The sequence below is a fragment of the Bradyrhizobium tropiciagri genome (genome assembly GCF_018130545.1).
Classification (GTDB): Bacteria; Pseudomonadota; Alphaproteobacteria; order Rhizobiales; family Xanthobacteraceae; genus Bradyrhizobium; species Bradyrhizobium tropiciagri_A.
Window position 1 is genome coordinate 343809 of sequence record NZ_JAFCKF010000005.1, and the last position, 23834, is coordinate 367642.

Here is a 23834-nt window from a genome sequence, read left to right on the forward strand (position 1 = left end):
CGGCGCCCGTGAGCAGGCCGCGTCGCGACATCGTCGTCATCGCGGCCGCTTCTCGATCACGTCCTTGACGACCGGCAGCGCCGAAAATGCGTTGGGCCATCCGGCATAGAAGGCGAGCTGCGTGATCGTCTCGCCGGCTTCCGCTGGGGTCAGGCCGTTATCCATCGCGCGGTTGAGGTGATAGGTGATCTGCGCCACCTGTCCGGTCGCGACCAGCGCGCTGACCGTGACCAGGCTGCGGTCGCGCGGCGCCAGCCCAGGCCGCAGCCAGAGATCGCGGAACAGGACGTCGGTGGTGTATTGCACGAGGCCGGGTGCCAATTTGCCGAATTGCTCGCCGACGCGGGTCGCGCGCTGCGCCTCGGCCGCCTCGTCCAGCGCAAGCGGCGGGCCCGACGCGGCGGGAAGCTGGTCGACGCCGATGTTACGGGTCTTGAAGACGCCGCTTGCGATGGCGACCGCCGACATTGCATTGGCCCAGCCGGTATAGAAGGCGAGGTGGGTAACGATCTCGGAGATCTCAGCGGGCGTCACGCCATTGTCGAGCGCGAGGTTCAGATAGTCGGCGAGCTCGACGGTCTGGCTGCGCGCGATCAGCGCTGCGAGCGTGACGATGCTGCGGTCGCGCGGCGACAGGCCCTCACGCTTCCAGAGATCGCCGAGCACGACGGTCTTGCGATAATCTTCCAGCGCCGGTGCGACGGCACGGACGTCTTCGATCGAGGTCATTGGTCTTGCTCCCTGTGTTGTCAGCTCGGCCGCGGACGGTCCAGATGCGACCAGGCAAATCGCGCCGGCGATTGTTGTCATCAATTTCATGGCAGGCTCCTGTGCGACAGGCCGGCTGTCCGGATCAGCCACAGCGCGATGACCGCCCCGCTCAGCACGACCAGCGTGCTCGCGAGGAACACCGCATTGAGGCCCGCGACGCCCGCGATCAGACCGAGCAGCGGCGTGGTGACGCCGAGCGTGAGATCGAGGCAGGCGGTGTAGGCCCCCATCGCCAGCCCGCGGCTCTCGGGTGGTGCGCGGCGCACGGCCTCGACGCCGAAGCCGGGATAGACCAGCGAATAGCCGAGACCGGCGAGCGCGGCGCCTGCGAACACCAGCACCGGCATCGTGGCAAGCCAGATCAGCGCCTGTCCGGCCGCCTCGATCAGGATGCAGACCAGCGCCACCAGCGGCCCGCCGATGCGGTCGGGCAGGTGGCCGAAGATCAGCCGCCCGATGACGAAGCCGAGGCTGACCAGCGAGAGCGCCAGCCATGCCGCGTTCCAGCCGTTGCGCGCGAACAGCAGCACGACGAAGGTGGTGATCGCGCCGAAGCCGACGCTGGAGAGCGCCATGCCGAGACCCGGCAGCCAGATTGCGCCGAGCACCTTGGTCAGGGCCGGGCGCGCATGGCGTGACGGCGCGATGCCGCGCAGCGGTGCGACAACGAATAGCGTCAGCAGCGGGATCAGCATGGTCGCAAACGCAATCGCCGTGAAGCCGTGACGCGCATAGAGCGCGCTGCCCGCCGGCGCGCCGGCCGCGTAGGCGACATAGATCGCGGTGCCGACCCACGACATCACGCGGCCGGTGTTGGCGGGGCCGGCCAGCGCCAGCCCCCAGTTCAACGCCCCCGCGACCATGAAGCTCTCGGCGCCGCCGAGGATGGCCCGCCCGAGCAGCAGGATCGCCAGCGAGAACGCAGGCATGTCGACGAATTCCAGCGACAGGCCATAAAGCAGCCCCGCGACCGAGGCCGCGATCAGGCCGGCAATCACCACGCGCTTGACGCCTCTGGTGTCGGCAAGATGCCCCGCGGTGAAGCGCGAGATCAGCGATGCCGCGAACTGACTGCCGGCGACGAGGCCGACCACGAAGGTATCGAAGCCGAGGCCTTGGTGAACATGCAGCGGCAGCGCCGGCATCGCGAGACCGATCACCAGAAAGCCGGAGAAGATCACGGCGACGATCGGGAACAGTGTTGCGGCGATCGACGGTTCGGCGACCGGGATCGGTGACGTCGTGACGGACATGGGCGGACAACGGGTTCGATTAATCTCTGGCGTGCAAGCTAGGGCTTCCGCCGTCCCCCGATTAGATGATAAAATCCGCATGGATTTATCAACCAGGCTTATCAATGAACCGGGACAACGCCAGCGACCTGCTGGTCTTCCTCGCGGTGGCGCGGGAGCGGAGTTTTACGCGCGCCGCGGCTCAGCTCGGGCTGTCGCAATCGGCCCTGAGCCAGATCGTCCGGGCGCTCGAGGAACGCCTCGGCGTGCGGTTGTTGAGCCGCACCACGCGCAACGTCGCGCCGACACTGGCCGGCGAGCGGCTGCTGCGCACCATCGGCCCGAAGTTCGACGAGATGGATGGCGAGCTGGCGGCGCTTGGTGAACTGCGCGAGAAGCCGGCGGGCACTATCCGCGTGACCTCGACCGAATATGCCGCCGAGGCGATCCTGATGCCGGCATTGCGCAAGATCCTGCCGAAATACCCCGACATCAAGGTGGAAGTCGTGATCGACTATGGTCTCACCAACATCGTCGCCGAGCAATATGACGCCGGTATCCGGCCCGGCGAGCTGGTTGCAAAGGACATGATCGCGGTGCGGGTCAGTCCGGATCTGCGCATGGCGGTGGTCGGCTCGCCCGACTATTTCGCGACGCGCAGGAAGCCGCGCACGCCACAGGAATTGACCGAACACAATTGCCTCAATCTGCGCCTGCCGACCCATGGCGGCCGGCTCTATGCGTGGGAGTTCGAGAAGAACGGGCGGGAGCTCAATGTGCGTGTCGAGGGCCAGCTGGTGTTCAACGGCTCCGGCACGCTGTTGAGCGCCGCGGTCAACGGGCTTGGTCTCGCCTACATGACCGAAGGGCAGGCGAAGCCGCAGCTGGCGAGCGGTCACCTGGTGCGCGTGCTCGGCGACTGGTGCCCGCCGTTCTCCGGCTATCACCTGTATTATCCAAGCCGGCGGCAGGCGTCGCCGGCATTCTCGCTGCTGGTCGACGCATTGAGATATCGCGGGAAGAGCTGAGGCGGGGCTGTTGAGCATCGCGGCACGTCTGCATTGTTGCGCGATCCGTCTGCACGCTGCGCGATGATCTGCTACTGATTGCTGCAGCCGCCTTCGTTGTCGAACATGTTCAGAAACCTGGGCGGCAAGTCAATCGCATGCCGCAACTTGAGCGCGCGCAAATGCGCGAAATTCGCAGCGACCGCTTGCCGCGCCGATATGTGAACCAGTTCATCTTCGTTCGCGCCGATCCGTTTCAGCATGTCGGCTCGACGCGAACAGAAGGAGTCGCGGACATGAGCGAGCAGCCATCAAAGGGAATGCCCGATTGGCTCACGACGGACATGGTGGTGATCGCCGTCGCACTTGTCATCATCGTGATGGGCATCTGGATCGCGCCGTAACGGCCGCGGATGCGCGGGGATGATGCGCCTTACAGGCCGATCATCCGGAAGATCATGCCTCCGATATTCGGACCATGATGATGGTGGTGGCGATGACGGCCCCGCGGAGGTTCGTCGCTGCTTGCGGCCATCGCGGTCCGCCCGCCGTCCCGCTCGGGGCCGACCGCGTCGAACGCGGCCTTCTGCTCGTCACTGAGCGCAGCGTAGAACGTATCCAGCGTAGGGCGCACCGTGCCGATCGCCTGCAGCATGGCATCCAGTCGGGCTTCGACCGCTGCAAGGCGTGCCGGCGGCGTGCGCGCATCGGTGGGCGGGCAGGATGATTTCAAGGTGTCCTCGGCCTTTGTTGCCGCGTCTCGCAGGGCGTCGAGGCTCGCCCGCTGTGCGTCGGTCGGCTTGACGTCGCGATCGATGATGTCGCCGGGCCATGAGATGGCGGCAGGCTGCGCCGTGTTGCAGGTGGCGTTGTCCGACGTCGCTTCACGTTGGCCGCGGTGCTGATCCGCCGCCAACGCCGTCACCTTGGCTTTCTGATCGTCGCTGAGCAGTCCATAGAACTTATCGAGCGCGGGTTGCAGGATGCCGACCGCGTCGCGCATCGCCTGGAGGCGCTGCTGCATCGCGGAGAGCCGGCTCGGCGCGGTCAGCGGCACGTCCTTGGGACAGGAATTGAGAATGGTCTCGGACGCCTTTTGCGACGCGCTGGCGAGCTCGTCGAGCGCCGCGCTCTGCTCCGCATTGGGCTGGATGGCGCTGCGGAATTGCTCGATCGGGAAGCCCGCGATATCGCTTCGGTCGCTGCCGCACATGTCGGCAAGGGTGGTGGCTTGCGCGCGTGCGCTGGATCGGCCTGTCGTCGGCGGAGGACCGGCGCGGCCGGGCAAATAGTCGGCATAGCCGCTCAGTGCATCGTAGTCATAGGGACCGAACAGACCGGCATAAAGATCACCATAGCCGTAATCCCAGAAGTACGGATCATAGCCCCAGCCCCACCAGGTGTAGTCATAGAGGTCGTAATAGGCGTAGGGCCAGAACACCGGGCCGACCCAGCCATAGCCACCGTGCGGATGACGCCACCAACCGTCGCCATTGCGATAACCCAGGGCGGCTCCGGCGGCGGCGGTCGTGATGGCGGCGCGCGTCATCGGGTTGCGCAAGCCGCCCGGTCTGCTCATCGCGGTTCGGATCTGGCGCGAGGCCAGCGAGTGACCCACGACGCTCGCACTGTGCCGCATCGCGGCGGGCGAGGCGGCAGCACGGCGTGCGGCTAAGCTCGGCGCAGAGCGTGCGGCATGCGCGGCAGGGCGGAATTGAGAACGGCGTGCGGCAGAGCTGCCGCTAAACCTCGTCCCGGCTCCTGCTGCGGGACGAATGGTGTGAAAACCGCCGCCGCGCGGGCCGCTGGCGTGAAACCCGCCGCCGTGGAAGCCGCCACCGCCAGCATGAAATCCGCCGCCGCCGTGGAAGCCGCCGCCACCATGAAATCCACCACCGCCACCATGGAAGCCGCCACTGCCATGACCTCCACCTCCACCGCCATGGCCTCCGCCGCCGCGAGCGGCATCGGCACGACCTGCGAAAAGCGCAGCCGATGCCGCCACTGCGATGATCGCGGCGAACACCAACACGGAATATTTGCTGCGGGCGGCCGTCAGCATGTGTCCTCACCCTTCGGATACTCAGTGATGCCTAAGGTCAACATCCCACGCCGCTGCCGGGTTCCAACGGCGATGCGGTTATTTGTCGGGTGGGTGATGACACCGAGCTGTCCGACGGCGATAGAACGTTGGCCGTGCCAAATACTCACCGTCGTCCCGGCGAAGGCCGGGACGACGGTGAGGTTGTGGCGCTAGCGAAGCTCCCAGCCACCTTTCCTACACCGGCAACGCCGTCGAATACTTCACCTGGCTCAGCGCAAAGCTCGATTCGATCGAGGCGATGCCGTCGAGGCGGGTCAGCTTGTTCTTCAGGAATGCTTCATAGGAGGAGAGGTCGGCGGCGACGACGCGCAAGAGATAATCGCGGTTGCCGGTCATCAGATAACATTCGAGCACCTCGTCCCATTTCGAGATCGCGCGCGCGAAGCGGTTGAGGTCTTCCTCCTTCTGCCGCGCGAGCTTGATCGAGATGAAGACCGAGACGTGCAGCCCGATCGATTTCTGGTCGACGGTAGCGATGTAGCGCGAGATCACGCCGCGCTCCTCGAGCAGCTTGACCCGGCGGTGGCACGGCGACACCGACAGTCCGACCTTGTCGGCGAGCTCCTGCATGGTCATGCGGCTGTCGGTCTGGAGCAGACTCAGGATCTTGCGGTCGATCGCGTCGAGGGCAGGCATTGGGATGAACTCGTCAGTTGAGGCCGGATCGTGGGAATTTATCCCAATTTTTCCTGTGCTGTCGCGTGGAATTGAGATTTTCAGCGGCGCAGCCGGCAGTAACATCGGGAATATCGCTGGGAGCCCTGCCATGGGAATTGCGCCTGAACGCCTCGAGTTGCTGTCCGCCTTGGCTCGCAAGGTGCTGTGGCTGTCGTCGTGGACCATCCATCACGCCAACCATGTGCGGCCCTCCAGCGACGGTCTGAAGGTCGGCGGCCACCAGGCCTCGTCGGCGTCGCTCGCCAACATCATGTCGGCGCTGTATTTCTCGGTGCTGCGCCCGCAGGACCGCGTCGCGGTGAAGCCGCATGCGAGCCCGGTGTTTCATGCGATCCAGTATCTGTTCGGCCATCAGACCCGTGACAAGCTGGAGAATTTCCGCGGCTACAAGGGCGCGCAGTCCTATCCGTCGCGCACCAAGGACGTCGACGATGTCGACTTCTCCACCGGCTCGGTCGGCCTCGGCGTGGCGCAGACGCTGTTTGCCTCGCTGGTGCAGGACTACGTCAAGGCGCATGGCTGGATGAACGACCGGCCCGAAGGCCGCATGATTGCGCTGGTCGGCGACGCCGAGATGGACGAGGGCAATATCTTCGAGGCGCTGCTGGAAGGTTGGAAGCACGGCCTGCGCAACACCTGGTGGGTGGTCGACTACAACAGGCAGTCGCTCGATGCCGTGGTGCGCGAGGGGCTGTGGGCCAAGTTCGAGACCATGTTCCGCAATTTCGGCTGGGACGTGGTGATCGTGAAATACGGCAAGCTGATGCTGGAGGCGTTCGCCGAACCCGGCGGCGAGGCGCTGCGGCGCTGGATCGACAATTGCCCGAACCAGATGTATGCGGCGCTCTGCTTCCAGGGCGGTGCTGCGTTCCGCAAGCATCTGCGCGACGATATCGGCGACCAGGGCGAGGTATCGGCGCTGATCGATCGGCGCAGCGACGACGAATTGCTGGCGCTGATGTCGAATCTCGGCGGCCACGACATGGCAAGCATGATCGAGGCGTTCGAGGCTGTTGATCACGATCGTCCGGTTTGCTTCATCGCCTACACCATCAAGGGCGTCGGTCTGCCGATGCAGGGCCACAAGGACAACCACGCCGGCCTGATGACCGTGGCGCAGATGGAGAAGTGGCGCACCGCGCAGAACATCCGCACCGGTCACGAGTGGGACAAGTTCGAGGGCCTGTCGCAGGAGCCTGCGAAGCTCGAAGCGTTCCTGGCCGATGCGCCGTTCAACCGCGAGGGCCGCCGCCGTCTCTCGGCTCCGGAAATCGACGTGCCGGAGCGACTGGCCTTCAAGGCCTCCGCGCAGATGTCGACGCAGCAGGGCTTTGGTCTCGTGCTGCATGAGCTTGCGCGCGGTGACAGCGAACTCGCCTCGCGCATCGTCACCGTTTCGCCTGATGTCACCGTGTCGACCAATCTCGGTGCCTGGGTCAACCGCCGCGGCCTGTTCGCCAAGGCGGAGAACCACGATCTGTTCCGGCAGGAGAAGATCCCGTCGGCCTACACCTGGGAATATTCGCCGAAGGGTCAGCACCTCGAGCTCGGCATCGCCGAGATGAATCTGTTCATCATGCTCTCCGCGCTCGGCCTGTCGCAGCAGATCAACGGGGCGCGGCTGCTGCCGGTCGGCACGCTGTACGATCCTTTCATCGAGCGCGGCCTCGATGCGCTGAACTATGCCTGCTACCAGGACGCCCGCTTCATGGTGGCGGCGACGCCGTCGGGCATCTCGCTGGCGCCGGAAGGTGGCGCGCACCAGTCGATCAAGACGCCGCTGATCGGCATGGGGCAGGATGGGCTCGCCTCGTTCGATCCGGCCTTCGTCGATGAACTTGCCGTGATCATGGGCTGGGGCTTTGGCCACATGCAGCGCGAGGGCGCCGAGGGTGGTTCGGTTTACTTGCGACTCTCGACGCGAACGCTGGAGCAGCCGCAACGGATCATGACGCCGGACCTGCAGCGCGACATCACCGAGGGCGCCTACTGGATGCGCAAGCCGGGCCCGAACTGCGACATCGTGATCGCCTATACCGGCACCGTCGCGCCGGAGGCGATCGAGGCGGTCGGCCTGATCGGCGAGAGCCACCGCGATGTCGGTCTCCTGGCGGTAACCTCGGCCGACCGGCTCTATGCGGGTTGGTCCGCGGCGCGGAATTTGCGTCGCGATCGCCGCGGCGCGCAGCATTTGAGTCATATCGAGCGCATGCTGGCGCCGCTCGGCCGCGACTGCGGCATTGTGACCGTGATCGACGGCCATCCGGCTTCGCTCGGTTGGCTCGGCAGCGTGCGCGGCCACCGCGTCGAGGCGCTCGGCGTCGAGCATTTCGGCCAGACCGGCACGATCGGCGACCTCTACCGCCACTACGGCATCGACGCCAACGCCATCATCGATGCGGCCGAAACCGTGTCGGCCGGCGCCCCGGTGCGACATCGCAAGATGGCGGTGTAAGGCGATTGATGTGGGACGGTGGCATGTCTTGCCACCGGTGCAGCAGCGACATTATATGCCGTGGGCGTGCACGAGCCGCGCCCCGCATATGGCGGGTTCAATTCGCCCTGCTTTCGTGCAAGGATGCCTGCCGAACGCTTTCCGTTCCCAATTCCATACGCCCCCTACAAGAGGTTTCCGATGGTCAATCGTATGCAATTCTACATCGACGGCGCCTGGGTCGATCCCGTCGTCAAAGGCAAGTCCACCCCGGTCGTCAACCCGGCGACCGAAGAAGCGATGTATGAGATTGCGCTCGGCTCCAAGGCCGATGTCGACAAGGCAGTTGCCGCCGCCAAGCGCGCCTTCGAGACCTATTCCAAGACCAGCCGCGAGGAGCGCATCGCGCTGCTCACCAAGGTCGTCGAGGTCTACAAGGGCCGCATGAAGGAGATTGGCGCCGCCGTCTCCGACGAGATGGGCGCGCCGTTGCCGATGGCCGAGAAGCTGCAAGCCGGCGCCGGCCTCGGCCACCTGATGAACACTCTCGAAGTGCTCAAGAAGTACGAGTTCGAGGAGACCATGGGCACCGCCGTGATCGTGCGCGAGCCGGTCGGCGTTGTCGGCATGATCACCCCCTGGAACTGGCCGCTCAACCAGATCGCCTGCAAGGTCGCGCCCGCGCTCGCCGCCGGCTGCACCATGATCCTGAAGCCGTCGGAGTTCACCCCGACCTCGGCGCTGATCTTCGCGGAAATCCTCCATGAAGCCGGCGTGCCGAAGGGCGTGTTCAACCTCCTCAACGGCCTCGGCCCGGAGGTGGGGGCAGCGATGAGCGAGCATCCGGACATCGACATGATCTCGTTCACCGGCTCGACCCGCGCCGGCGTCGACGTCGCCAAGCGTGCGGCGCCGACCGTCAAGCGCGTCAGCCAGGAGCTCGGCGGCAAGTCACCGAACGTGATCCTCGACGGCGCCGATCTCGCCAAGGCGGTGACCGGTGGCGTGATGCACATGTTCAACAACTCGGGCCAGTCCTGCAACGCGCCGTCGCGCATGATCGTGCCGCTCTCCAAGATGAAGGAAGTGGCTGCGATCGCGAAGGGCGTCGCCGACAAGACCAAGGCCGGTGATCCGCGTGCCGACGGCACCACGATCGGCCCGGTGGTCAACCGCGGCCAGTGGGACAAGATCCAGGCGCTGATCCAGAAGGGCATCGACGAGGGTGCAACGCTGGTCGCCGGTGGCCCGGGCCTGCCCGAGGGCGTCAACAAGGGCTTCTATGTCCGTCCGACGATCTTCGCCGACGTCACCAACGACATGACGATCGCTCGCGAGGAAATCTTCGGACCGGTGCTGACCATCCTCGGCGCCAAGGACGAAGCTGAAGCCGTGAAGATCGCCAACGACACGCCCTATGGTCTCGCCGGTTACGTCTCGGCCGACACCGTGGAAACCGCGCGCCGCGTCGGCCGCCAGATCCGCGCCGGCAACGTCAACCTGCAGGGCGTGCCGAACGAGCGCACCGCGCCGTTCGGTGGCTACAAGCAGTCCGGCAACGGTCGCGAGTGGGGCCGCTACGGTCTGGAAGAATATCTCGAGGCCAAGGCGGTCGCCGGCTACAACGCCGCGTAAGCTGAAGCTGCGAGAGACGCGAATTTGGCGCCGGGGCGGATCACCGCTCCGGCGTCAGACGTTTTGGGATGCATATTTCATGGTCGTCCCGGCCTAGTGCGCAATTGCGCACGGGGGCCGGGACCCACTACCACCAGCGGACATTGTTGTGACGCGCTGCAGGCCAAAGCTTGCTTCAACAACGCAACCCTGTGGTTATGGGTCCCGGCCCCCGTGCGCAATTGCGCACTAGGCCGGGACGACGAAAAGGTCTAACCGCCGAGCGCGCCCTGGGTGTTGACGTAGAGCGCGTAGATCGACTGGCTCGCCGCCATGAACAGGCGGTTGCGCTTCACGCCGCCGAAGCAGAGATTGGCGCAGCGCTCCGGCAGCGCGATGCGGCCGATCATGACGCCGTCGGGCGCGAACACCACGACGCCGTCGAGCTCGGGATCGCCCATGCCCCAGCCGCACCACAGATTGCCGTCGATGTCGCAGCGCATGCCGTCGGGCGTGCCCGGGCCGGCATCGATGAACACGCGCTTGTTGGCGATCGTCTTGCCGTCGACTGCGACGTCATAGGCCAGGATCTTGCGGTTCGGCTCGCCGCGGGATTCGACGACGTAAAGGATCTTCTCGTCCGGCGAGAAGCACAGCCCGTTCGGACCGAGCACGCCCTCGGCGACGATGGTGGCCTTGCCGGTTTCGGGATCGAGCCGGTAGACGTTGGGCGCGATCTCGGGATCGGCCTTGTAGCCCTCGTAGTTGCCGAGCAGCCCGAAGGTCGGATCGGAAAACCAGACCGAGCCGTCGGATTTCACCACGACGTCGTTCGGCGAGTTCAGCCGCTTGCCGCCGAAGCTATCGATCAGCACCGTAATCGATCCGTCATATTCGGTGCGCACCACGCGGCGGCCGCCATGCTCGCAGGTGATTAGCCGGCCCTGGCGGTCGCGGGTGTTGCCGTTGGCGAAGTTCGACGGCTTGCGGAAGATGCTGACCGCGCCGGTCTCTTCCTCCCATTTCAGGATGCGCTGGTTCGGGATGTCGCTGCACAACAAATAGCGGCCATCGCCGAACCACACCGGTCCTTCGGCCCATCGCAGGCCGGTGGCGATGCGCTCGATGGCGGAGAGCTTCAGCCAGTATTTCTCGAAGCGAGGGTCGAGCGCGTGGATCGCGGGATCGGGATAGTAGGTCGCGGGACGCCAGCCGGCGGAATGAACATCGGACATTTGCTGTTCTCGTTGTTGTGTTTCGATGGTGTTTCCTTGAGCGCATGGTTTGCTATCATTGTCGGCTTGCGACCGCAATTCGATCGCAGCAATCAGGACAGAAGAGGGACGGCATGCCACGCATATTGATGACCGGCGCATCGGGTGGAATCGGAACAAGCCTGCGCAAGCTGCTGCCGCCGATCTATCCGGACCTCCTGCTGAGCGACATCAAGCCGCCCTCCGATCTGGGCAGCAACGAAAAATTCAAGGCCGCCGATCTCGCCGACCTCGCACAGGTCGAGGCGATCTGCGAGGGCGTCGACGGCATCCTGCATTTCGGCGGCTATTCGGTGGAAGGTTCGTGGGACGCGATCCTGCAGGCCAACATCATCGGCGGCTACAACCTGTTCGAGGCGGCGCGCAAGCAGGGCGTCAAGCGCGTGATCTTCGCCTCATCCAATCACGCCGTCGGTTTTTATCCGCGGCATCACCGCATCGGCACCGACGTCACCGCGCGGCCGGACAGCCGTTACGGCGTGAGCAAGGTGTTCGGCGAGGGCGTCGGCGCGCTCTATGCCGACAAGCACGGCATCAAGGTGACCTGCATCCGGATCGGCAATTTCGGCGAGGCGCCGCTCGATCACCGCAGGCTGTCGATCTGGCTCAAGCCGGAAGATCTGGTGCAGCTCTGCCGCATCGGGCTCGAGCACCCCGATATCCATTTCGAGGTGCTGTACGGCGCCTCCTACAATGAGCGCTCGTGGTGGGACAATCACCGCGCTTACGATCTCGGCTATCGCCCGACCGGCCGTGGCGAAGAGTTTCGCGAGCACGCGATGGCCGAGCAGGCCAAGTTGCCGCCGGATCCGGTCGGCGATTACTACCAGGGCGGCGCGTTCTGCAGCATGGAGTTCGACGGCGACCGAACCAGAGTGATCGACTGGAAGAAGTGATCAATCCTCGCACTGCGGGAGCTGCTTCACCGCCTCGGTGTGCTCGCGTTGCGGCTCGTTCGCGCTTTTCCCGGAAGCCTTGGGTGCGCTTCCGGGCCCGTCATAGGTCTGGGAAAAGTGGCTGAGCGGGAAGCTGAGACTGATCTTCTGCCCGGTCAGGTTCTTGGCTTCCACCGCGATCGCTTGCGCGTGCTTGAGCCGTTCGATCAGCTCGCTATTGGCCTCCAGCGTGCCGCCGCAGCCGAGCGTGTAGCAGTGCGTCCTCGCGATCTGCATCGGTTCGTCCTGATCGATCCGGAGGCTGATCGTGCCTTCCAGCATGGTCCGCGTGCCGACATTGGCGGTGAGCAGCGCGCGCGTGCTGCTCTGCGGCGAGATGCTGATGGTGCCGCCTGACGGCGCACACTTGCCGCGCGCGGCGGCAGCGACGAAGCAGCTCGCCTCGGTGAGGCAGGTCTTGCTCCAGGGCTCATAGGTGAGCTCGGTGGCGCGCGGATCGGCCGCTACGCCGACGCCGCCAAGCGCAAGCTGCGCGGCGAATGAACCAACCAACAAAGCCACGTAGCGCATCGCCGTCTCCTTCACGAGGTGGCCGCGTATCGCGCTATTGCGGCTTTTTGTCGTTGGAGATGCGGACGAGATAATCCGCCTTGCTGTACTGCATGTGATCGACGCAGAGCTGCGCCAGCGCCCAGCTGTCGCGGCCCTTCAGCAGCTCGATCATCAATTCATGCTGGCGGCGCGACAATGCGAGGCCCTCGCTGTCGGCGAGATTCTTGGCGCGCATCGGCAGCGTCAGGTTCATGTAGTCCTGCAACGAGCGCACCAGATAGGGATTGTCGCAGGCCGAGAACAGCGCGAGGTGGAACGCGTCGTTGGCCTCGTGAATGCCGCGCATGTCCTGCGCGTCGGCCTTGAGGCAGTAATGCCGTTGCAGCTCGCTCAATTGATCGATCAGGCTGTCGGGGGCGGGCAGGGCGATCATCAGCGCGGCCTGGCGCGTCAGCATCTCGCGCACCTCGTAGATCTGCCGCACTTCCTCGGCCGAATAGAACCGCACCGTGGCGCCGACATTCTTCTCGCGCAGCACGATGCCCTGGCGTTCCAGCTGGAACAGGGCCTGGCGGACGAAATGTCGGCTCGCGCCGTAGCGCTGCATCAAGGTATCCTCGACCAGCCGCAGGCCAGGCTCGAAGCGGCCGAAGATGATGTCCTCCTCCAGCCGGCGGATCACCTCCGCCTGTTCCTCCTCGCGCGAGGGGGTCTGGAGTTCGGGCAGGGTGGGCTCTGCTTTCATGTGCTCTCGGCTTCGGATCGATGCCAGAGGTCAGCATGGCAGCCCGGTTATTGTCAATAATGAGGGCGTTTTTGCCGCATGGCAGCGCCGCTCTAGCGCCAGATTATCTCATATTGACAATAATTACCGCCGCTCCTTAAGTGCAGTCGAACAACCACGGGACGAGAAGAAAATGGCCGACGGACTTCGCAAGGGACTGACCAGCTACGGTGACGCCGGCTTCTCGCTGTTCCTGCGCAAGGCCTTCATCAAGGCGATGGGCTATTCGGACGATGCTCTCAATCGCCCGATCGTCGGCATCACCAATACCTACAGCGACTACAATCCCTGCCATGGCAACGTCCCGCAGATCATCGAGGCGGTGAAGCGCGGCGTGATGCTGTCGGGCGCGATGCCGTTCGTGTTCCCGACCATCTCGATCGCCGAGAGCTTTGCGCATCCGACCTCGATGTATCTGCGCAATTTGATGGCGATGGATACCGAGGAGATGATCCGCGCCCAGCCGATGGATGCGGTGATCGTGATCGGCGGCTGCGACAAGACCCTGCCGGCGCAGCTGATGGCCGCGATCAGCGCCGACCTGCCGACAGTGGTGATTCCGGTCGGCCCGATGGTGGTCGGCCATCACAAGGGCGAGGTGCTCGGCGCCTGTACAGATTGCCGCCGGCTGTGGGGCAAGTATCGCGCCGGCGAGATCGACGATGTCGAGATCGAGGCGGTGAACGGTCGCCTCGCGCCATCGGTCGGCACCTGCATGGTGATGGGCACGGCGTCCACGATGGCCTGCATCACCGAGGCGCTCGGCTTGTCGCTGCCGATGAGCGCGACGATCCCGGCGCCGCATGCCGAGCGCTTCCGTTCCGCGGAGGCCAGCGGCCGCGTCGCCGCCGAGATGGCGAAGACCAAGGGACCGAAGCCGAGCGAGATCCTGACGCCGTCGTCGTTCCGCAACGCCCAGGTCGTCTTGCAGGCGATCGGCGGCTCGACCAACGGGCTGATCCATCTCACCGCGATCGCCAACCGCTCGCCGTACAAGATCGATCTCGAGGCGTTCGATAAGCTCGGTCGCGAGGTCCCCGTGCTGGTCGACCTCAAGCCGTCGGGCGAGCACTACATGGAGCACTTCCATCATGCCGGCGGCGTGCCGAAGCTGATGGCTCAGCTCGGCGACCTCATCGACTTGGACGCCAAGACCATCACCGGTCAGACCTTGCGTGAGGTCGTCGCCAACGCCGAGGACGTGCCGGGACAGGATGCGATCCGCTCCAAGGCCAACCCGATCAAGTCCGAAGGCGCGATGGCGATCCTGCACGGCAATCTCGCGCCGCGCGGCGCCGTGATCAAGCAGTCGGCGGCGAGCCCGAAGCTGTTGCAGCACACCGGGCGTGCCGTGGTGTTCGAGTCGGTCGAGGACATGACGCTGCGGGTCGACGACCCCGCGCTCGACGTGACCGCCGACGACGTGCTGGTGCTGCGCAATGCCGGACCGAAGGGCGCGCCGGGCATGCCCGAAGCGGGTTATCTGCCGATCCCGAAGAAGCTCGCGCGCACCGGGGTGAAGGACATGGTCCGCATCTCCGATGCGCGGATGAGCGGCACCGCGTTCGGCACCATCGTGCTGCACATCACGCCGGAGTCCGCCGTTGGCGGTCCGCTCGGGCTGGTGCGCAACGGCGACATGATCCGGCTCGACGTCGCCAAGCGCAGCATCGATCTCCTGGTCGACGAGGCCGAGTTGCAGAAGCGCCGCGCGGCGCTCGCGCCGGGCGGTACGCCTGACTGGGCCAAGCGCGGCTATGCGCATCTCTTCAACGAGACCATCCTGCAGGCCGACGAAGGCTGTGATTTCGACTTCATGCGTGCCAAGGGGAAGTGACGCGCAAAGTTCGGCGTCCTGCCAAATTGTCGATAATTTCTGCAATGCGGTGCCCGTTCGCGCCTACGACGAGCTGATTACCTCTGTTTTATTGACAATCCCGCGAGACTGGTGGGATGATCGCGTCAATTAAAAGCAGGGGGAACGTCGCGATGGGCTATTCAGCCAGGATCGTCGGGATCGCCATGGCCACGGCAGCGTTGCTGCTGTCCGCGGGCGCTCGCGCGCAGGAGGTCAAGCACTACCGCTTCGCGCACGACCAGCAGCTCAACACCGGTTACAGCGTCGCCTACGACATGTTCTCCGCCAAGCTCAAGGAATTGAGCAAGGGGACCATGATCGTCGACCAGTATCCGGGAGCGCAGCTCGGACAGGAGCCGCAGCTGCTGCAACTGGTGAAATCCGGCGATATCGAGTTCGCGATCATCTCATCGGCGAACACTGCAACGATTTCGCCGCAGGCGGGGGTGATGTCGCTGCACTTTCTTTTCCGCGATGCCAACCACGTGGTGAAGGCCCTTGCCGATCAGAAGGTGATTGACGCGATCAAGGCGATGATCGACGAAACGTCACAAGGACTTCACGTCATCGCGACGGGCAGCCAAGGTGTGCGAAGCATCTACGCGAAGAAGGAAATCCATAACGTCAGCGACCTCAAGGGCGTGAAGATCCGTGTTCAGGCCACGGCCACGGAGGACACGATCTTCCCGGCTTACGGGGCGCAAACCGTTCATATGCCGTTCGGCAGCGTGTACACGTCGTTGCAGACCGGCGTCGTCGATGCGGCAGAGAACAGCGTGAACGTTTACCTCGTCAACAAGCACTACGAAGTCGCGCCGGTGCTCTCGATGACCGAGCACGAGGCAAACAATGCGCTGCTGTTCATCAGTGACAAGCTGTGGCAGAGCCTTTCGGCCGAGCAAAAGGGCTGGGTGACGACGGCGGCTAACGAGGTGAGCACCAAGGAGCCTGCGAAGGCGTTCGAACTGGAAAAGGCCGCGGCGACGAAGCTGAAGTCGTTCGGCGTCAAGGTGGTCGAGGACGTCGACAAGAAGGGATTCACCGCGATCGCCGATCCCTATCTCGACAAGCTCGCCAAGGAGCTCGGCCCGCATGCGGAGAAGATCAAGAATTTGATCCGTGGGATCAATTGAACAAGCGTCGTCCCGGCGAAGGCCGGGACCCATACGCCGCGGCCTTTCAGTTGGGCGATTAGGTCGCCGACTTTCTACAAGCAGCTCGAGCCGGGGGTTATGGGTCCCGGCCTTCGCCGGGACGACGAGGAATATTGAGCCATGGCCATCGCCGACCGACTGGTGCTGCAACGGCAGCGGCATCTGAAATGGCGCGCGCTCGACCGGCTCGAGTTGGTCCTGATGCTGCTGTGTGGCCTGCTGTGCTTCGGCTTCTCGCTCTCAGTGACCGCCGACATCGTCACCCGCACCATCGGCCATCCCTGGCTGTGGCTGCAGGAAGTGACCTCGACGCTGTTCATCTATGCGATCTTCATCGGTGCCGCGACCGCGACAAGGCGCAACGATCATCTCTATCTCACGGCGATTTCGGAGGCGATGCATGGCAGGTCGCGGACATTCGTCGAGATCATCATTCGCATCGTCGTGCTGGGGGTTGCGTTCTGCCTGGTCTGGTATGGCTATCAGAATTACCTGCGCGGTTTCGGCAGCTTCCGCCTGCCGTCGGGCACGCCGATCGCGTCGCTCTATGCGGTGATCCCGCTGTCCGGCGTCCTGATCGGTCTGTTCACGATCGAGCAGCTCGTCAACGGCGTCCGCAACGGCTTTGATCATCCGGAGCCGCCGGACGACGATCTTGCGATCCCAGCGATCAGCACCGGCGCGGCGACGGGAGTGCAGTCGTGAGCGCACCGGTCGTGCTGGCGCTGATGTCGTTCTGCTTCCTGTTCTTCGGCTATCTCGGCGTGCCCGTGCCGTTCTCGCTGATGGCCGGCGTGTTCGTTGGCGCGATTCTCTCCGACGTGTCGCTGGCCGCGATCATCCAGAAGATCTTCGACGGCGTCGATTCCGAGGCGCTGCTGGCGATCCCGTTCTTCCTGCTGGTCGGCGAGCTCATGAGCTCGGCGAATGTCGTGGTCCGTATCGCCAATTTGTCGGTCTCACTGGTCGGCCATATCAGGGGCGGGCTGTCGCAGGTCGTGGTCGTGTTCAGCATGTTCTTCTCGGAAATGTCGGGCTCGACCACCGCCGATGTCGCCGTCATGAGCCGGGCACTCGGCGGCCCGATGCGGCGGGAGGGTTACGAGCCGGCCTTCATCGCCGCGATCATCGCCTCGGCCTCGACGATTGCGGCGCTGGTGCCGCCGAGCATCACGGCCGTGGTCTACGGCGCGGTCGGCAACGTCTCGATCGCCGGCCTGTTCATGGCCGGCGTGGTGCCGGGGCTGATGATCGGCTTCGGGCTGATGATCTATTGCTATTTCTTCGGGCCGTCAGGCCTGCGCAAGCCGCGCGCGCCGCTGCGCCAGGTGGTCTTTGCCGCCGGTGACGCCGCACTGCCGCTGATGATCCCGGTGATCCTGCTCGGTGGCATCCTGACCGGCTGGTTCACGCCGACCGAGGCCGGCGTGGTCGCGGTCGCTTACATCATCATCGTGGTGATCCCGGCGCTGAACCGCGGACACCTGAAGAAGATCCCGTACGATTTCTGCCTCGCCGGTCTGATCTTCTCGTTGCCGCTGATCACGATCGGCGCGGCGAACGCGTTCGGCTGGATGCTGGCCTATTTGCGTGGTGCGATCTACATCGCCGACTGGATCACCTCGATCGCCGGCAACGATCCGCACCTCATCATGCTGTTGATGGTGCTGCTGTTCACCGTGGTCGGCGACTTCATCGAGCCGGTACCGACCATCATCATCTTCATGCCGCTGGTGAATGCGCTGACCCAGGCCGGCGACATCAACGGCGTCCATATGGGCGTGGTGCTGATCGCGACGCTGGCGTTCGGCCTGATCACGCCGCCCTATGGGCTGGTGCTGCTGATGGCCTCGAAATTCGTCGGTATCAGCTTTGCCAAAGCGCTGCGGGCGGCGCTGCCGATCTATGTCGTGTTCCTGGTCACGATCTGCTTCACGATCTATTTCCCGAAGGTCGTGCTGTGGCTGCCCAAGCAGGTGATCCCGGAATCGGTCGGCTGCTTCAAGGCACCCGGCGGCAAGGGCTACATCTGTCCGAACTAGTACGCGCGCAATAGAGCTATGGCGGCGCCCGACAAGTCGATCGCGAGTCATTGTCAGATGTCGTCAGATGGCGTTTCAACCCCCGGTAGCGCGAATGCGCAATATTTGCTACGTTACATTCACCGGGACGGCTGTTCCGTCCCGGATTGGGAGGAATGTGTCATGAGGTTGTCGTCAAGCCTAGTCGCGCCGTCAGCCGTCACTATTCTGTCGACTGCATTGCTGTGCAGCTTCAGCGGTACAGCAGTGTCGCAAACGAATTCCGCCGCCCCGCTTCCCAGCATCACGATCGAAGCGCCGAAGCAGGTGGCAAGGCCACATGGGCCGAAGCAGGTGGCAAACGCAGTTGCATCTCGCCGGACTTCACCAGCCGCTGAAACGCGATCGTCAACGGCTCAAACGTCGTCGGCTGGGCCAGACACAGTATTGGGCAAGCTCGCCAAGCTTGAGAAGGCCAGCAGCAGTTGCAACGGTGGTTGCGAAACGAGCATCAGGCACGGCGACGTCCCCTGGGTTGGATGTAGCTCTTCGGGGGGAGAAAATTCAGTCTCAGCCTTCTCGTCAACCTGCAGAGACACACTCACCTACAGAACCTATTCGGAGTGCACGAGCACCAAAATTTTCCTGGGTTGGATACCAAGAGAAGCTCGATGGCATTGCAGCAGCTTGTTAGTCGCCGGCAAGTTGGCCGGGGAGAAGCATGAGGTCGCCGAACTCAAGCGACCAGGAGCTCGCTAGCTTAAGCAGCCTGCCGGCCGCGCCCCAAAACGCAGGGAAGCATGGCTCGATCAATCGAAGGGACCTCGAGCCATGCTTTGCGTGCCTACTTCGACTTGCTGGTGAACTTCTTCACCGCGACGCGGAAATCATCGGTATGCATGGTCGCGATGATCTTGTGCTCCTCGGCTTCGAGCTGCTGTTTGGTCGGTGTGGTGGCAGCCTGATAGACCAGTGATTTGGTTGCCGCGATCGCGGCGGGCGGATTCCTGGCGAGGCGCTCGGCGAGTTGCCGGGTGGCGGCCTTCAGTTCGGTCGCCGGCACGGTCTTGACGACGAGGCCCCATTCATAGGCCTGCTGCGCGGTGAAGCCGTCCTCCGCGAGGAAGATCTGCAGCGCGCGGCGGGTCCCGACGGTACCGACAATGCCGACCGTGCTGCCGCCATCCGGCGACACGCCGATCTTGGCATAGGCGGGCGTGAAGCGCGCATCCTCCGCGGCGATGCACAGGTCGGTGACGAAGGCGAGGCCCATGCCTGCGCCGGCCGCCGAACCATGCACGCTGGACAGCACGATCTTCGGCATCCGCCGGACCGTCTCGATGAAGGCATGGTAGTGATGAAGCATGTCGCCGACCACGGGCGTGACGTTGTTGGCTTCAGCCGCAGCACCGATGGTCTGCAGATCGCCGCCGGCGCAGAAGGCGCGGCCTTCGCCCTCGATGACCAGCACGCGGACGTCCTTGTTGGCTTCGACCTCGGCGCTGAGCTGTTCGAGCTTTTTGGCGATCGTCATGTCGATCGCATTGAACGCGGCCGGCCGGTTCAGCGTGATGGTGGCGATGGCGCCGTCGATGCGGAGCAAAGCGGGGTCGTTCGGGGAGGCGGGTGCTGGCATATTGAAGACCTTGGGCTTGTTATTTCCGGACATTTAAGGCCTTGCCGGGAGCCGTGGCAATCCGCCCCGGCGCCGCGGCGGGCCCAGAATCGCTGGAGACCCCCTTGCATCGGCGCGAGCCATGGGGCCAAATGGCCCGCGCCTTCGGTACGCAGACACGAGCGCTGTGGGGACGGGGCAAGCAAGCTAACATCGACAAGAGGAAACGGCATGGGTCACTCCTGCTCGCGCGTATTTGGGTTGTTCCGATGACAGGCTCGGTCATCATCGTCGGCGCCGGACATGCCGGCTTCCAGCTCGCGGCGTCGCTGCGCCAGGCGGGCTTTTCCGAGCGCATTGCGCTGCTCAACGACGAAGGCCATCTGCCGTATCAGCGGCCGCCGCTGTCGAAGGCCTATCTGAAGGGCACCGGCGGGCCCGAGACCCTGATGTTCCGGCCCGAGAAATTCTACGACGACAACAAGATCGAGCTGATCACCGATCGGGCGCATGCGATCGACCGCAATGCGCGGAAGGTAGCGCTCGCCTCCGGCGCCTCGCTCGATTACGGCCATCTGGTGTTCGCGACCGGCGCGCGGAACCGGCTGCTCGATATTCCCAACGCCAAGCTCGACGCGGTCCGCTATTTGCGCATCCTGGATGAGAGCCAGGCGCTGCGCGACTTGATCGCACCCGGCATGCGCGTCGTCGTGATCGGCGCCGGCTTCATCGGGCTCGAATTCGCCGCCACCGCGCGGGCCAAGGGTCTCGAAGTCGATGTGGTCGAACTCGCTTCCCGTGTGATGGCGCGGGCGGTGACGGCGGAGATTTCCGAGTTCTCGCAGGCGCGCCACGCCGCGGCCGGCATCCGGATTCATCTCGGCGTCCAGGTCACGGCGATCGAGGCCGATGGTGCCAAGGTCACCGGCGTCAGCCTGAGCAACGGTACGCACATCCCGGCCGATCTCGTCGTGGTCGGCGTCGGCGTGCTGCCGAATGTCGAGCTCGCCGCCGAGGCCGGCCTGCCGGTCGCATCCGGCATCATCGTCGACGAGCATCTCCTGACCGCCGATCCGAATGTCTCCGCGATCGGCGATTGCGCGCTCTACACCAGCAAGCGCTTCGGCGGATCGCTGCGACTGGAGTCGGTGCAGAACGCCACCGACCATGCGCGCTGCGTGGCATCGCGGCTGACCGGCAAGACCGAGGTCTATGACGGCCTGCCATGGTTTTGGAGCGACCAGGGTCCCGACAAGCTGCAGATGGCCGGTCTCACCACCGGCTACGACCGCGTCGTGGTGCGCGGCGACCGTGCGCAGGGCGCGTTCTCGGCGTTCTGCTATCGCGGCGACAGACTGCTCGGCATCGAGTCGGTCAATCGCGCCGGCGACCACATGTTCGGCCGCCGGCTGCTCGGCGCCGGCGGTTCGATCATGCCGGAGCAGGCCGCGGATGCGAGCTTTGATTTGAAGAGTGCGCTGAGCTGAGCGCGTAGGGTGGGCAAAGCGACAGCGTGCCCACTATCACGAGCAGTGCGCTTGACGGTGGGCACTGGCGCAAGCGCCTTTGCCCACCCTACGCACTAACAACCTCGTCGTCCCGGCGAAGGCCGGGACCCATACTCCGCGGCCTTAGTTGTATTACGGGGTTGGTCGTTCCAGCGTTGCCCAACAATTGACGTCAGTGGTTATGGGTCCCGGCCTTCGCCGGGACGACTCGTGGAAAGAACGGCGCTAACCTCCTCCGCCGTAGGCATCGACGGCGCCGCCCCCATCCGTTGCACGCAGATCGAGGCGGCGGCGTTGGCGTAGGCCAGCGCGTCGCCGAGCGGCTTGCCGCTGGCGAGCTGTGAGGCGAGGGCGCCGACGAAGCAGTCGCCGGCACCCGTGGTGTCGACGGCCTTGACCTCGCGTCCCGGCACCAGCAGCGGCCGGTCGTCGACCAGCGCCAGCACGCCGCGCTTGCCGAGCGTGACGCAGACGATCTTGCCTTGCCCCAACGCGCGCGCCGCCTCGGCAAAGCGCGAGGGGGCGTCACTGTCGCGCAGCTCCGTTCCCGTGAGGAAGCCGAGCTCGGTCTCGTTGAGGATCAGGACATCGACGAGATCGAGCAGCGCCTTGTCGGCCTGCTTTGCCGGAGCCGGATTGAGGATGGTGGTGGCGCCGGCCGCGCGAGCGCGCCGGAAAAATGCTGCGATCGACGGCAGCGGGATCTCGAACTGGCTGACCGCAACGTCGCCCTTCGCAACCACGGGGGCTGCGACATCATCGGCATCGACCAGCCCGTTGGCGCCCGGCACCACCACGATGGTGTTGTCGGCATTGGCAATGGTGATGATCGCCGTGCCCGAATGCGTGCCGTCGGTGTCCTTGACGAAGGAGAGATCGACGGCTTGCGCGGTGAGGAATGCGCGCAACTCCTTGCCGAACGCGTCAGTGCCCAGCCGGCCGACCAGCGTGGTCGGTATACCCAGCTTGGCCGACGCCACGGCCTGGTTGGCGCCCTTGCCGCCCGGAAAATACAGCACGGCCTCGCCGGCGACGGTCTCGCCGACCTTCGGATGGCGCTCGGCGGTCGCCACCACGTCCATATTGATGCTGCCTGCGACGAAGACGCGCCCCATCCCTAACCCCATTCAGCCGTATCAGGCTTCGGCGCGAAACTCCTGCTTGACCGCCGCGATATCGGCGAGCGTCGGCAGGCCGGCTTCGTTGCCGAGCTTCTGGATCTTGAAGGTCGACGCCGCGCGCGCGAACTTGAAATGCTCATGCCAGCCTTTGCTCGGGTTTGCCAGATAGGAGTAGATGTAGGCGCCGTGGAAGACGTCGCCGGCGCCGTTGGTGTCGATCACCCGTTCACGCGGGATCGGAAACGCCGGCAGCGTGCGCACCACGCCCGCCTCGTCATACCAGAGCAGGCCGCGCTCACCCATGGTGACGCCGCCGACCTTGCAGCCGCGGCTCTTGAGATAGTCGAGCATTTGCTCCGGCGTCTTGTCCATCTGCTCGCACAGCCGCTCGGCGACGATCGCGATATCGATGAAGGCGAGCAGCTCGTGGGTGTTGGTGCGCAAACCGCCGCCGTCCAGCGAGGTCAGGATGCCGTCCTCGCGGCAGAGTTTTGCGTAGTGGATCGCGGCGTCCGGCTGGTGGCCGTCGATATGCAGCGCGCGGCAGCCCTTGATGTTCAAGAGCGGAAAGGGGTGGATGTGCTGGTCGTCGCGGCAGCGGACGATGGCGCGCTTTCCGTCATGGGGCATGATGAAGGACAGCGAGGAGGAGTTGACCTTGCGGGGATGGAACGAGATGCCGTACCGGTCGGCCATGTCCCAGAACATCCGTCCCAGCCAGTCATTGGCCATGGTGGCGATCAGGTCCGGCTGGACGCCGAGCTTGGCGCAGCAGAACGCCGCGGTCACCGCGTTGCCGCCGAACGACACCGCATAGGCGTCGGCGACGTGCTTCTCGTCGCCAACTGGCATGTGATCGGTGATGAAGGTGACGTCGATATAGGTCTGTCCGATGAAGAGAGCCTGCATTCGCTTTCCGTCGTCGCTTGGTGTGGTCCCGGCCGATGATGAGACTAGAGCATTTTCGGTTCTGATTGAAATCAGAACCGAAGCTCTAGATTCTAGCTTTTGCGCGTTTTCTTCACGCGAACCGGTGTCCACTTCGCTCGAAAACGCTTTGGCACCGCTGGTCAGCCGGTATTGCTGAAAATATTCGCAACCCTGCTTGGTTTACAGGTAGAGATGATGGATTCCCGGGGGTCGTCCTGGCATCCGGCATAACGGCTGCTCGCGGGCCGTGGTTCCGGGGTAGGTAAGGAGGCGCACAATGA

Annotated in this window: 21 protein-coding genes; 10 read left to right on the top strand and 11 right to left on the bottom strand. The window is 64.5% G+C overall.

Translation table 11 applies throughout. The annotated features are described in order from the left end of the window. Positions 1-36: 36 nt before the first annotated feature. Together JQ616_RS23225 and JQ616_RS23230 are read right to left on the bottom strand one after the other, a co-directional pair. Complete coding sequence (locus JQ616_RS23225; protein ID WP_212018392.1) at positions 37-819, bottom strand: carboxymuconolactone decarboxylase family protein; 783 nt, start codon at positions 817-819, stop codon at positions 37-39. Then, entirely contained in the window at positions 816-2024 is a 1209-nt protein-coding gene (locus JQ616_RS23230) for an arabinose transporter (protein ID WP_212018394.1), read from the bottom strand. Before JQ616_RS23230 ends, JQ616_RS23225 begins: the two co-directional genes overlap by 4 nt. A gap of 104 nt (positions 2025-2128) precedes the next feature. Between JQ616_RS23230 and JQ616_RS23235 the strand changes: the two genes are divergently transcribed. Beyond that, positions 2129-3031 (top strand): LysR family transcriptional regulator, encoded by a 903-nt coding sequence (locus JQ616_RS23235; RefSeq protein ID WP_212018396.1) that lies wholly within the window; start codon positions 2129-2131, stop codon positions 3029-3031. A gap of 137 nt (positions 3032-3168) precedes the next feature. Further along, positions 3169-3414 carry a hypothetical protein gene (locus JQ616_RS23240; protein ID WP_249137153.1) on the top strand — a complete coding sequence of 82 codons (246 nt, stop codon included), beginning with the start codon at positions 3169-3171 and terminating at the stop codon, positions 3412-3414. Between the two features lie 29 nt (positions 3415-3443). Here JQ616_RS23240 and JQ616_RS23245 read toward each other — a convergent pair whose 3' ends face one another. From JQ616_RS23245 to JQ616_RS23250, 3 genes are all read right to left on the bottom strand, one after another. Continuing rightward, entirely contained in the window at positions 3444-4589 is a 1146-nt protein-coding gene (locus JQ616_RS23245) for a Spy/CpxP family protein refolding chaperone (protein ID WP_249137154.1), read from the bottom strand. Positions 4590-4681: 92 nt separating this feature from the next. Continuing rightward, on the bottom strand, positions 4682-4978 hold the full coding sequence (locus tag JQ616_RS39380; RefSeq protein WP_249137155.1) for a hypothetical protein: 297 nt from the start codon (positions 4976-4978) through the stop codon (positions 4682-4684). A gap of 310 nt (positions 4979-5288) precedes the next feature. After that, positions 5289-5750, bottom strand: coding sequence for an Lrp/AsnC family transcriptional regulator (locus JQ616_RS23250; RefSeq protein ID WP_016841346.1), 462 nt, complete (start codon positions 5748-5750; stop codon positions 5289-5291). 130 nt (positions 5751-5880) lie between these two features. On the opposite strand from JQ616_RS23250, the gene JQ616_RS23255 reads away from it, so the two are divergent. Then, entirely contained in the window at positions 5881-8247 is a 2367-nt protein-coding gene (locus JQ616_RS23255; RefSeq protein WP_212018400.1) for a transketolase, read from the top strand. A gap of 180 nt (positions 8248-8427) precedes the next feature. After that, on the top strand, positions 8428-9861 hold the full coding sequence (locus JQ616_RS23260) for an aldehyde dehydrogenase family protein (protein WP_212018402.1): 1434 nt from the start codon (positions 8428-8430) through the stop codon (positions 9859-9861). 251 nt (positions 9862-10112) lie between these two features. Here the strand turns inward: JQ616_RS23260 and JQ616_RS23265 are convergent, their stop codons facing one another. After that, a complete protein-coding gene (locus tag JQ616_RS23265) occupies positions 10113-11075 on the bottom strand; it encodes an SMP-30/gluconolactonase/LRE family protein (RefSeq protein WP_212018404.1) in 963 nt (320 codons plus the stop codon). 113 nt (positions 11076-11188) lie between these two features. Here JQ616_RS23265 and JQ616_RS23270 point away from each other — a divergent pair, with 113 nt between their 5' ends. Beyond that, the gene (locus tag JQ616_RS23270) at positions 11189-12010 is read left to right on the top strand and encodes an NAD-dependent epimerase/dehydratase family protein (RefSeq protein WP_212018406.1); all 822 of its coding nucleotides are present in this window, start codon (positions 11189-11191) and stop codon (positions 12008-12010) included. Here JQ616_RS23270 and JQ616_RS23275 read toward each other — a convergent pair whose 3' ends face one another. Beyond that, positions 12011-12580: an invasion associated locus B family protein gene (locus JQ616_RS23275; protein ID WP_212018408.1), complete on the bottom strand. Its 570-nt coding sequence runs from the start codon at positions 12578-12580 to the stop codon at positions 12011-12013. It lies immediately after the preceding gene. Between the two features lie 34 nt (positions 12581-12614). Continuing rightward, on the bottom strand, positions 12615-13307 hold the full coding sequence (locus JQ616_RS23280; protein WP_212018410.1) for a GntR family transcriptional regulator: 693 nt from the start codon (positions 13305-13307) through the stop codon (positions 12615-12617). Between the two features lie 172 nt (positions 13308-13479). Between JQ616_RS23280 and JQ616_RS23285 the strand changes: the two genes are divergently transcribed. From JQ616_RS23285 to JQ616_RS23300, 4 genes are all read left to right on the top strand, one after another. Next, a complete protein-coding gene (locus JQ616_RS23285; RefSeq protein WP_212018412.1) occupies positions 13480-15183 on the top strand; it encodes an IlvD/Edd family dehydratase in 1704 nt (567 codons plus the stop codon). A 152-nt stretch (positions 15184-15335) separates the two neighbouring features. After that, positions 15336-16337: a TRAP transporter substrate-binding protein gene (locus JQ616_RS23290; protein WP_212018414.1), complete on the top strand. Its 1002-nt coding sequence runs from the start codon at positions 15336-15338 to the stop codon at positions 16335-16337. A 141-nt stretch (positions 16338-16478) separates the two neighbouring features. Further along, positions 16479-17063: a TRAP transporter small permease gene (locus JQ616_RS23295; protein WP_212018416.1), complete on the top strand. Its 585-nt coding sequence runs from the start codon at positions 16479-16481 to the stop codon at positions 17061-17063. Then, on the top strand, positions 17060-18400 hold the full coding sequence (locus tag JQ616_RS23300; protein WP_212018418.1) for a TRAP transporter large permease: 1341 nt from the start codon (positions 17060-17062) through the stop codon (positions 18398-18400). Before JQ616_RS23295 ends, JQ616_RS23300 begins: the two co-directional genes overlap by 4 nt. 823 nt (positions 18401-19223) lie before the next feature. Here the strand turns inward: JQ616_RS23300 and JQ616_RS23305 are convergent. Then, on the bottom strand, positions 19224-20015 hold the full coding sequence (locus JQ616_RS23305; RefSeq protein WP_212018420.1) for an enoyl-CoA hydratase/isomerase family protein: 792 nt from the start codon (positions 20013-20015) through the stop codon (positions 19224-19226). A gap of 248 nt (positions 20016-20263) precedes the next feature. On the opposite strand from JQ616_RS23305, the gene JQ616_RS23310 reads away from it, so the two are divergent. Further along, the gene (locus JQ616_RS23310) at positions 20264-21481 is read left to right on the top strand and encodes an NAD(P)/FAD-dependent oxidoreductase (protein WP_212018422.1); all 1218 of its coding nucleotides are present in this window, start codon (positions 20264-20266) and stop codon (positions 21479-21481) included. Positions 21482-21681: 200 nt separating this feature from the next. On the opposite strand, the gene rbsK is transcribed toward JQ616_RS23310, so the two are convergent. Further along, positions 21682-22617, bottom strand: coding sequence for a ribokinase (gene rbsK, locus JQ616_RS23315; RefSeq protein ID WP_212018424.1), 936 nt, complete (start codon positions 22615-22617; stop codon positions 21682-21684). Positions 22618-22638: 21 nt separating this feature from the next. Further along, the gene (locus tag JQ616_RS23320) at positions 22639-23532 is read right to left on the bottom strand and encodes a sugar kinase (RefSeq protein ID WP_212018426.1); all 894 of its coding nucleotides are present in this window, start codon (positions 23530-23532) and stop codon (positions 22639-22641) included. Between the last annotated feature and the right edge of the window lie 302 nt (positions 23533-23834).

Bases quoted from the DNA above. Each gene is read 5' to 3' on its own strand.
- JQ616_RS23225 (WP_212018392.1), bottom strand. From the start codon at position 819: ATGAAATTGATGACAACAATCGCCGGCGCGATTTGCCTGGTCGCATCT.
- JQ616_RS23230 (WP_212018394.1), bottom strand. From the start codon at position 2,024: ATGTCCGTCACGACGTCACCGATCCCGGTCGCCGAACCGTCGATCGCC.
- JQ616_RS23235 (WP_212018396.1), top strand. From the start codon at position 2,129: ATGAACCGGGACAACGCCAGCGACCTGCTGGTCTTCCTCGCGGTGGCG.
- JQ616_RS23240 (WP_249137153.1), top strand. From the start codon at position 3,169: ATGCCGCAACTTGAGCGCGCGCAAATGCGCGAAATTCGCAGCGACCGC.
- JQ616_RS23245 (WP_249137154.1), bottom strand. From the start codon at position 4,589: ATGAGCAGACCGGGCGGCTTGCGCAACCCGATGACGCGCGCCGCCATC.
- JQ616_RS39380 (WP_249137155.1), bottom strand. From the start codon at position 4,978: ATGCCGCTCGCGGCGGCGGAGGCCATGGCGGTGGAGGTGGAGGTCATG.
- JQ616_RS23250 (WP_016841346.1), bottom strand. From the start codon at position 5,750: ATGCCTGCCCTCGACGCGATCGACCGCAAGATCCTGAGTCTGCTCCAG.
- JQ616_RS23255 (WP_212018400.1), top strand. From the start codon at position 5,881: ATGGGAATTGCGCCTGAACGCCTCGAGTTGCTGTCCGCCTTGGCTCGC.
- JQ616_RS23260 (WP_212018402.1), top strand. From the start codon at position 8,428: ATGGTCAATCGTATGCAATTCTACATCGACGGCGCCTGGGTCGATCCC.
- JQ616_RS23265 (WP_212018404.1), bottom strand. From the start codon at position 11,075: ATGTCCGATGTTCATTCCGCCGGCTGGCGTCCCGCGACCTACTATCCC.
- JQ616_RS23270 (WP_212018406.1), top strand. From the start codon at position 11,189: ATGCCACGCATATTGATGACCGGCGCATCGGGTGGAATCGGAACAAGC.
- JQ616_RS23275 (WP_212018408.1), bottom strand. From the start codon at position 12,580: ATGCGCTACGTGGCTTTGTTGGTTGGTTCATTCGCCGCGCAGCTTGCG.
- JQ616_RS23280 (WP_212018410.1), bottom strand. From the start codon at position 13,307: ATGAAAGCAGAGCCCACCCTGCCCGAACTCCAGACCCCCTCGCGCGAG.
- JQ616_RS23285 (WP_212018412.1), top strand. From the start codon at position 13,480: ATGGCCGACGGACTTCGCAAGGGACTGACCAGCTACGGTGACGCCGGC.
- JQ616_RS23290 (WP_212018414.1), top strand. From the start codon at position 15,336: ATGGGCTATTCAGCCAGGATCGTCGGGATCGCCATGGCCACGGCAGCG.
- JQ616_RS23295 (WP_212018416.1), top strand. From the start codon at position 16,479: ATGGCCATCGCCGACCGACTGGTGCTGCAACGGCAGCGGCATCTGAAA.
- JQ616_RS23305 (WP_212018420.1), bottom strand. From the start codon at position 20,015: ATGCCAGCACCCGCCTCCCCGAACGACCCCGCTTTGCTCCGCATCGAC.
- JQ616_RS23310 (WP_212018422.1), top strand. From the start codon at position 20,264: ATGACAGGCTCGGTCATCATCGTCGGCGCCGGACATGCCGGCTTCCAG.
- rbsK (WP_212018424.1), bottom strand. From the start codon at position 22,617: ATGGGGCGCGTCTTCGTCGCAGGCAGCATCAATATGGACGTGGTGGCG.
- JQ616_RS23320 (WP_212018426.1), bottom strand. From the start codon at position 23,532: ATGCAGGCTCTCTTCATCGGACAGACCTATATCGACGTCACCTTCATC.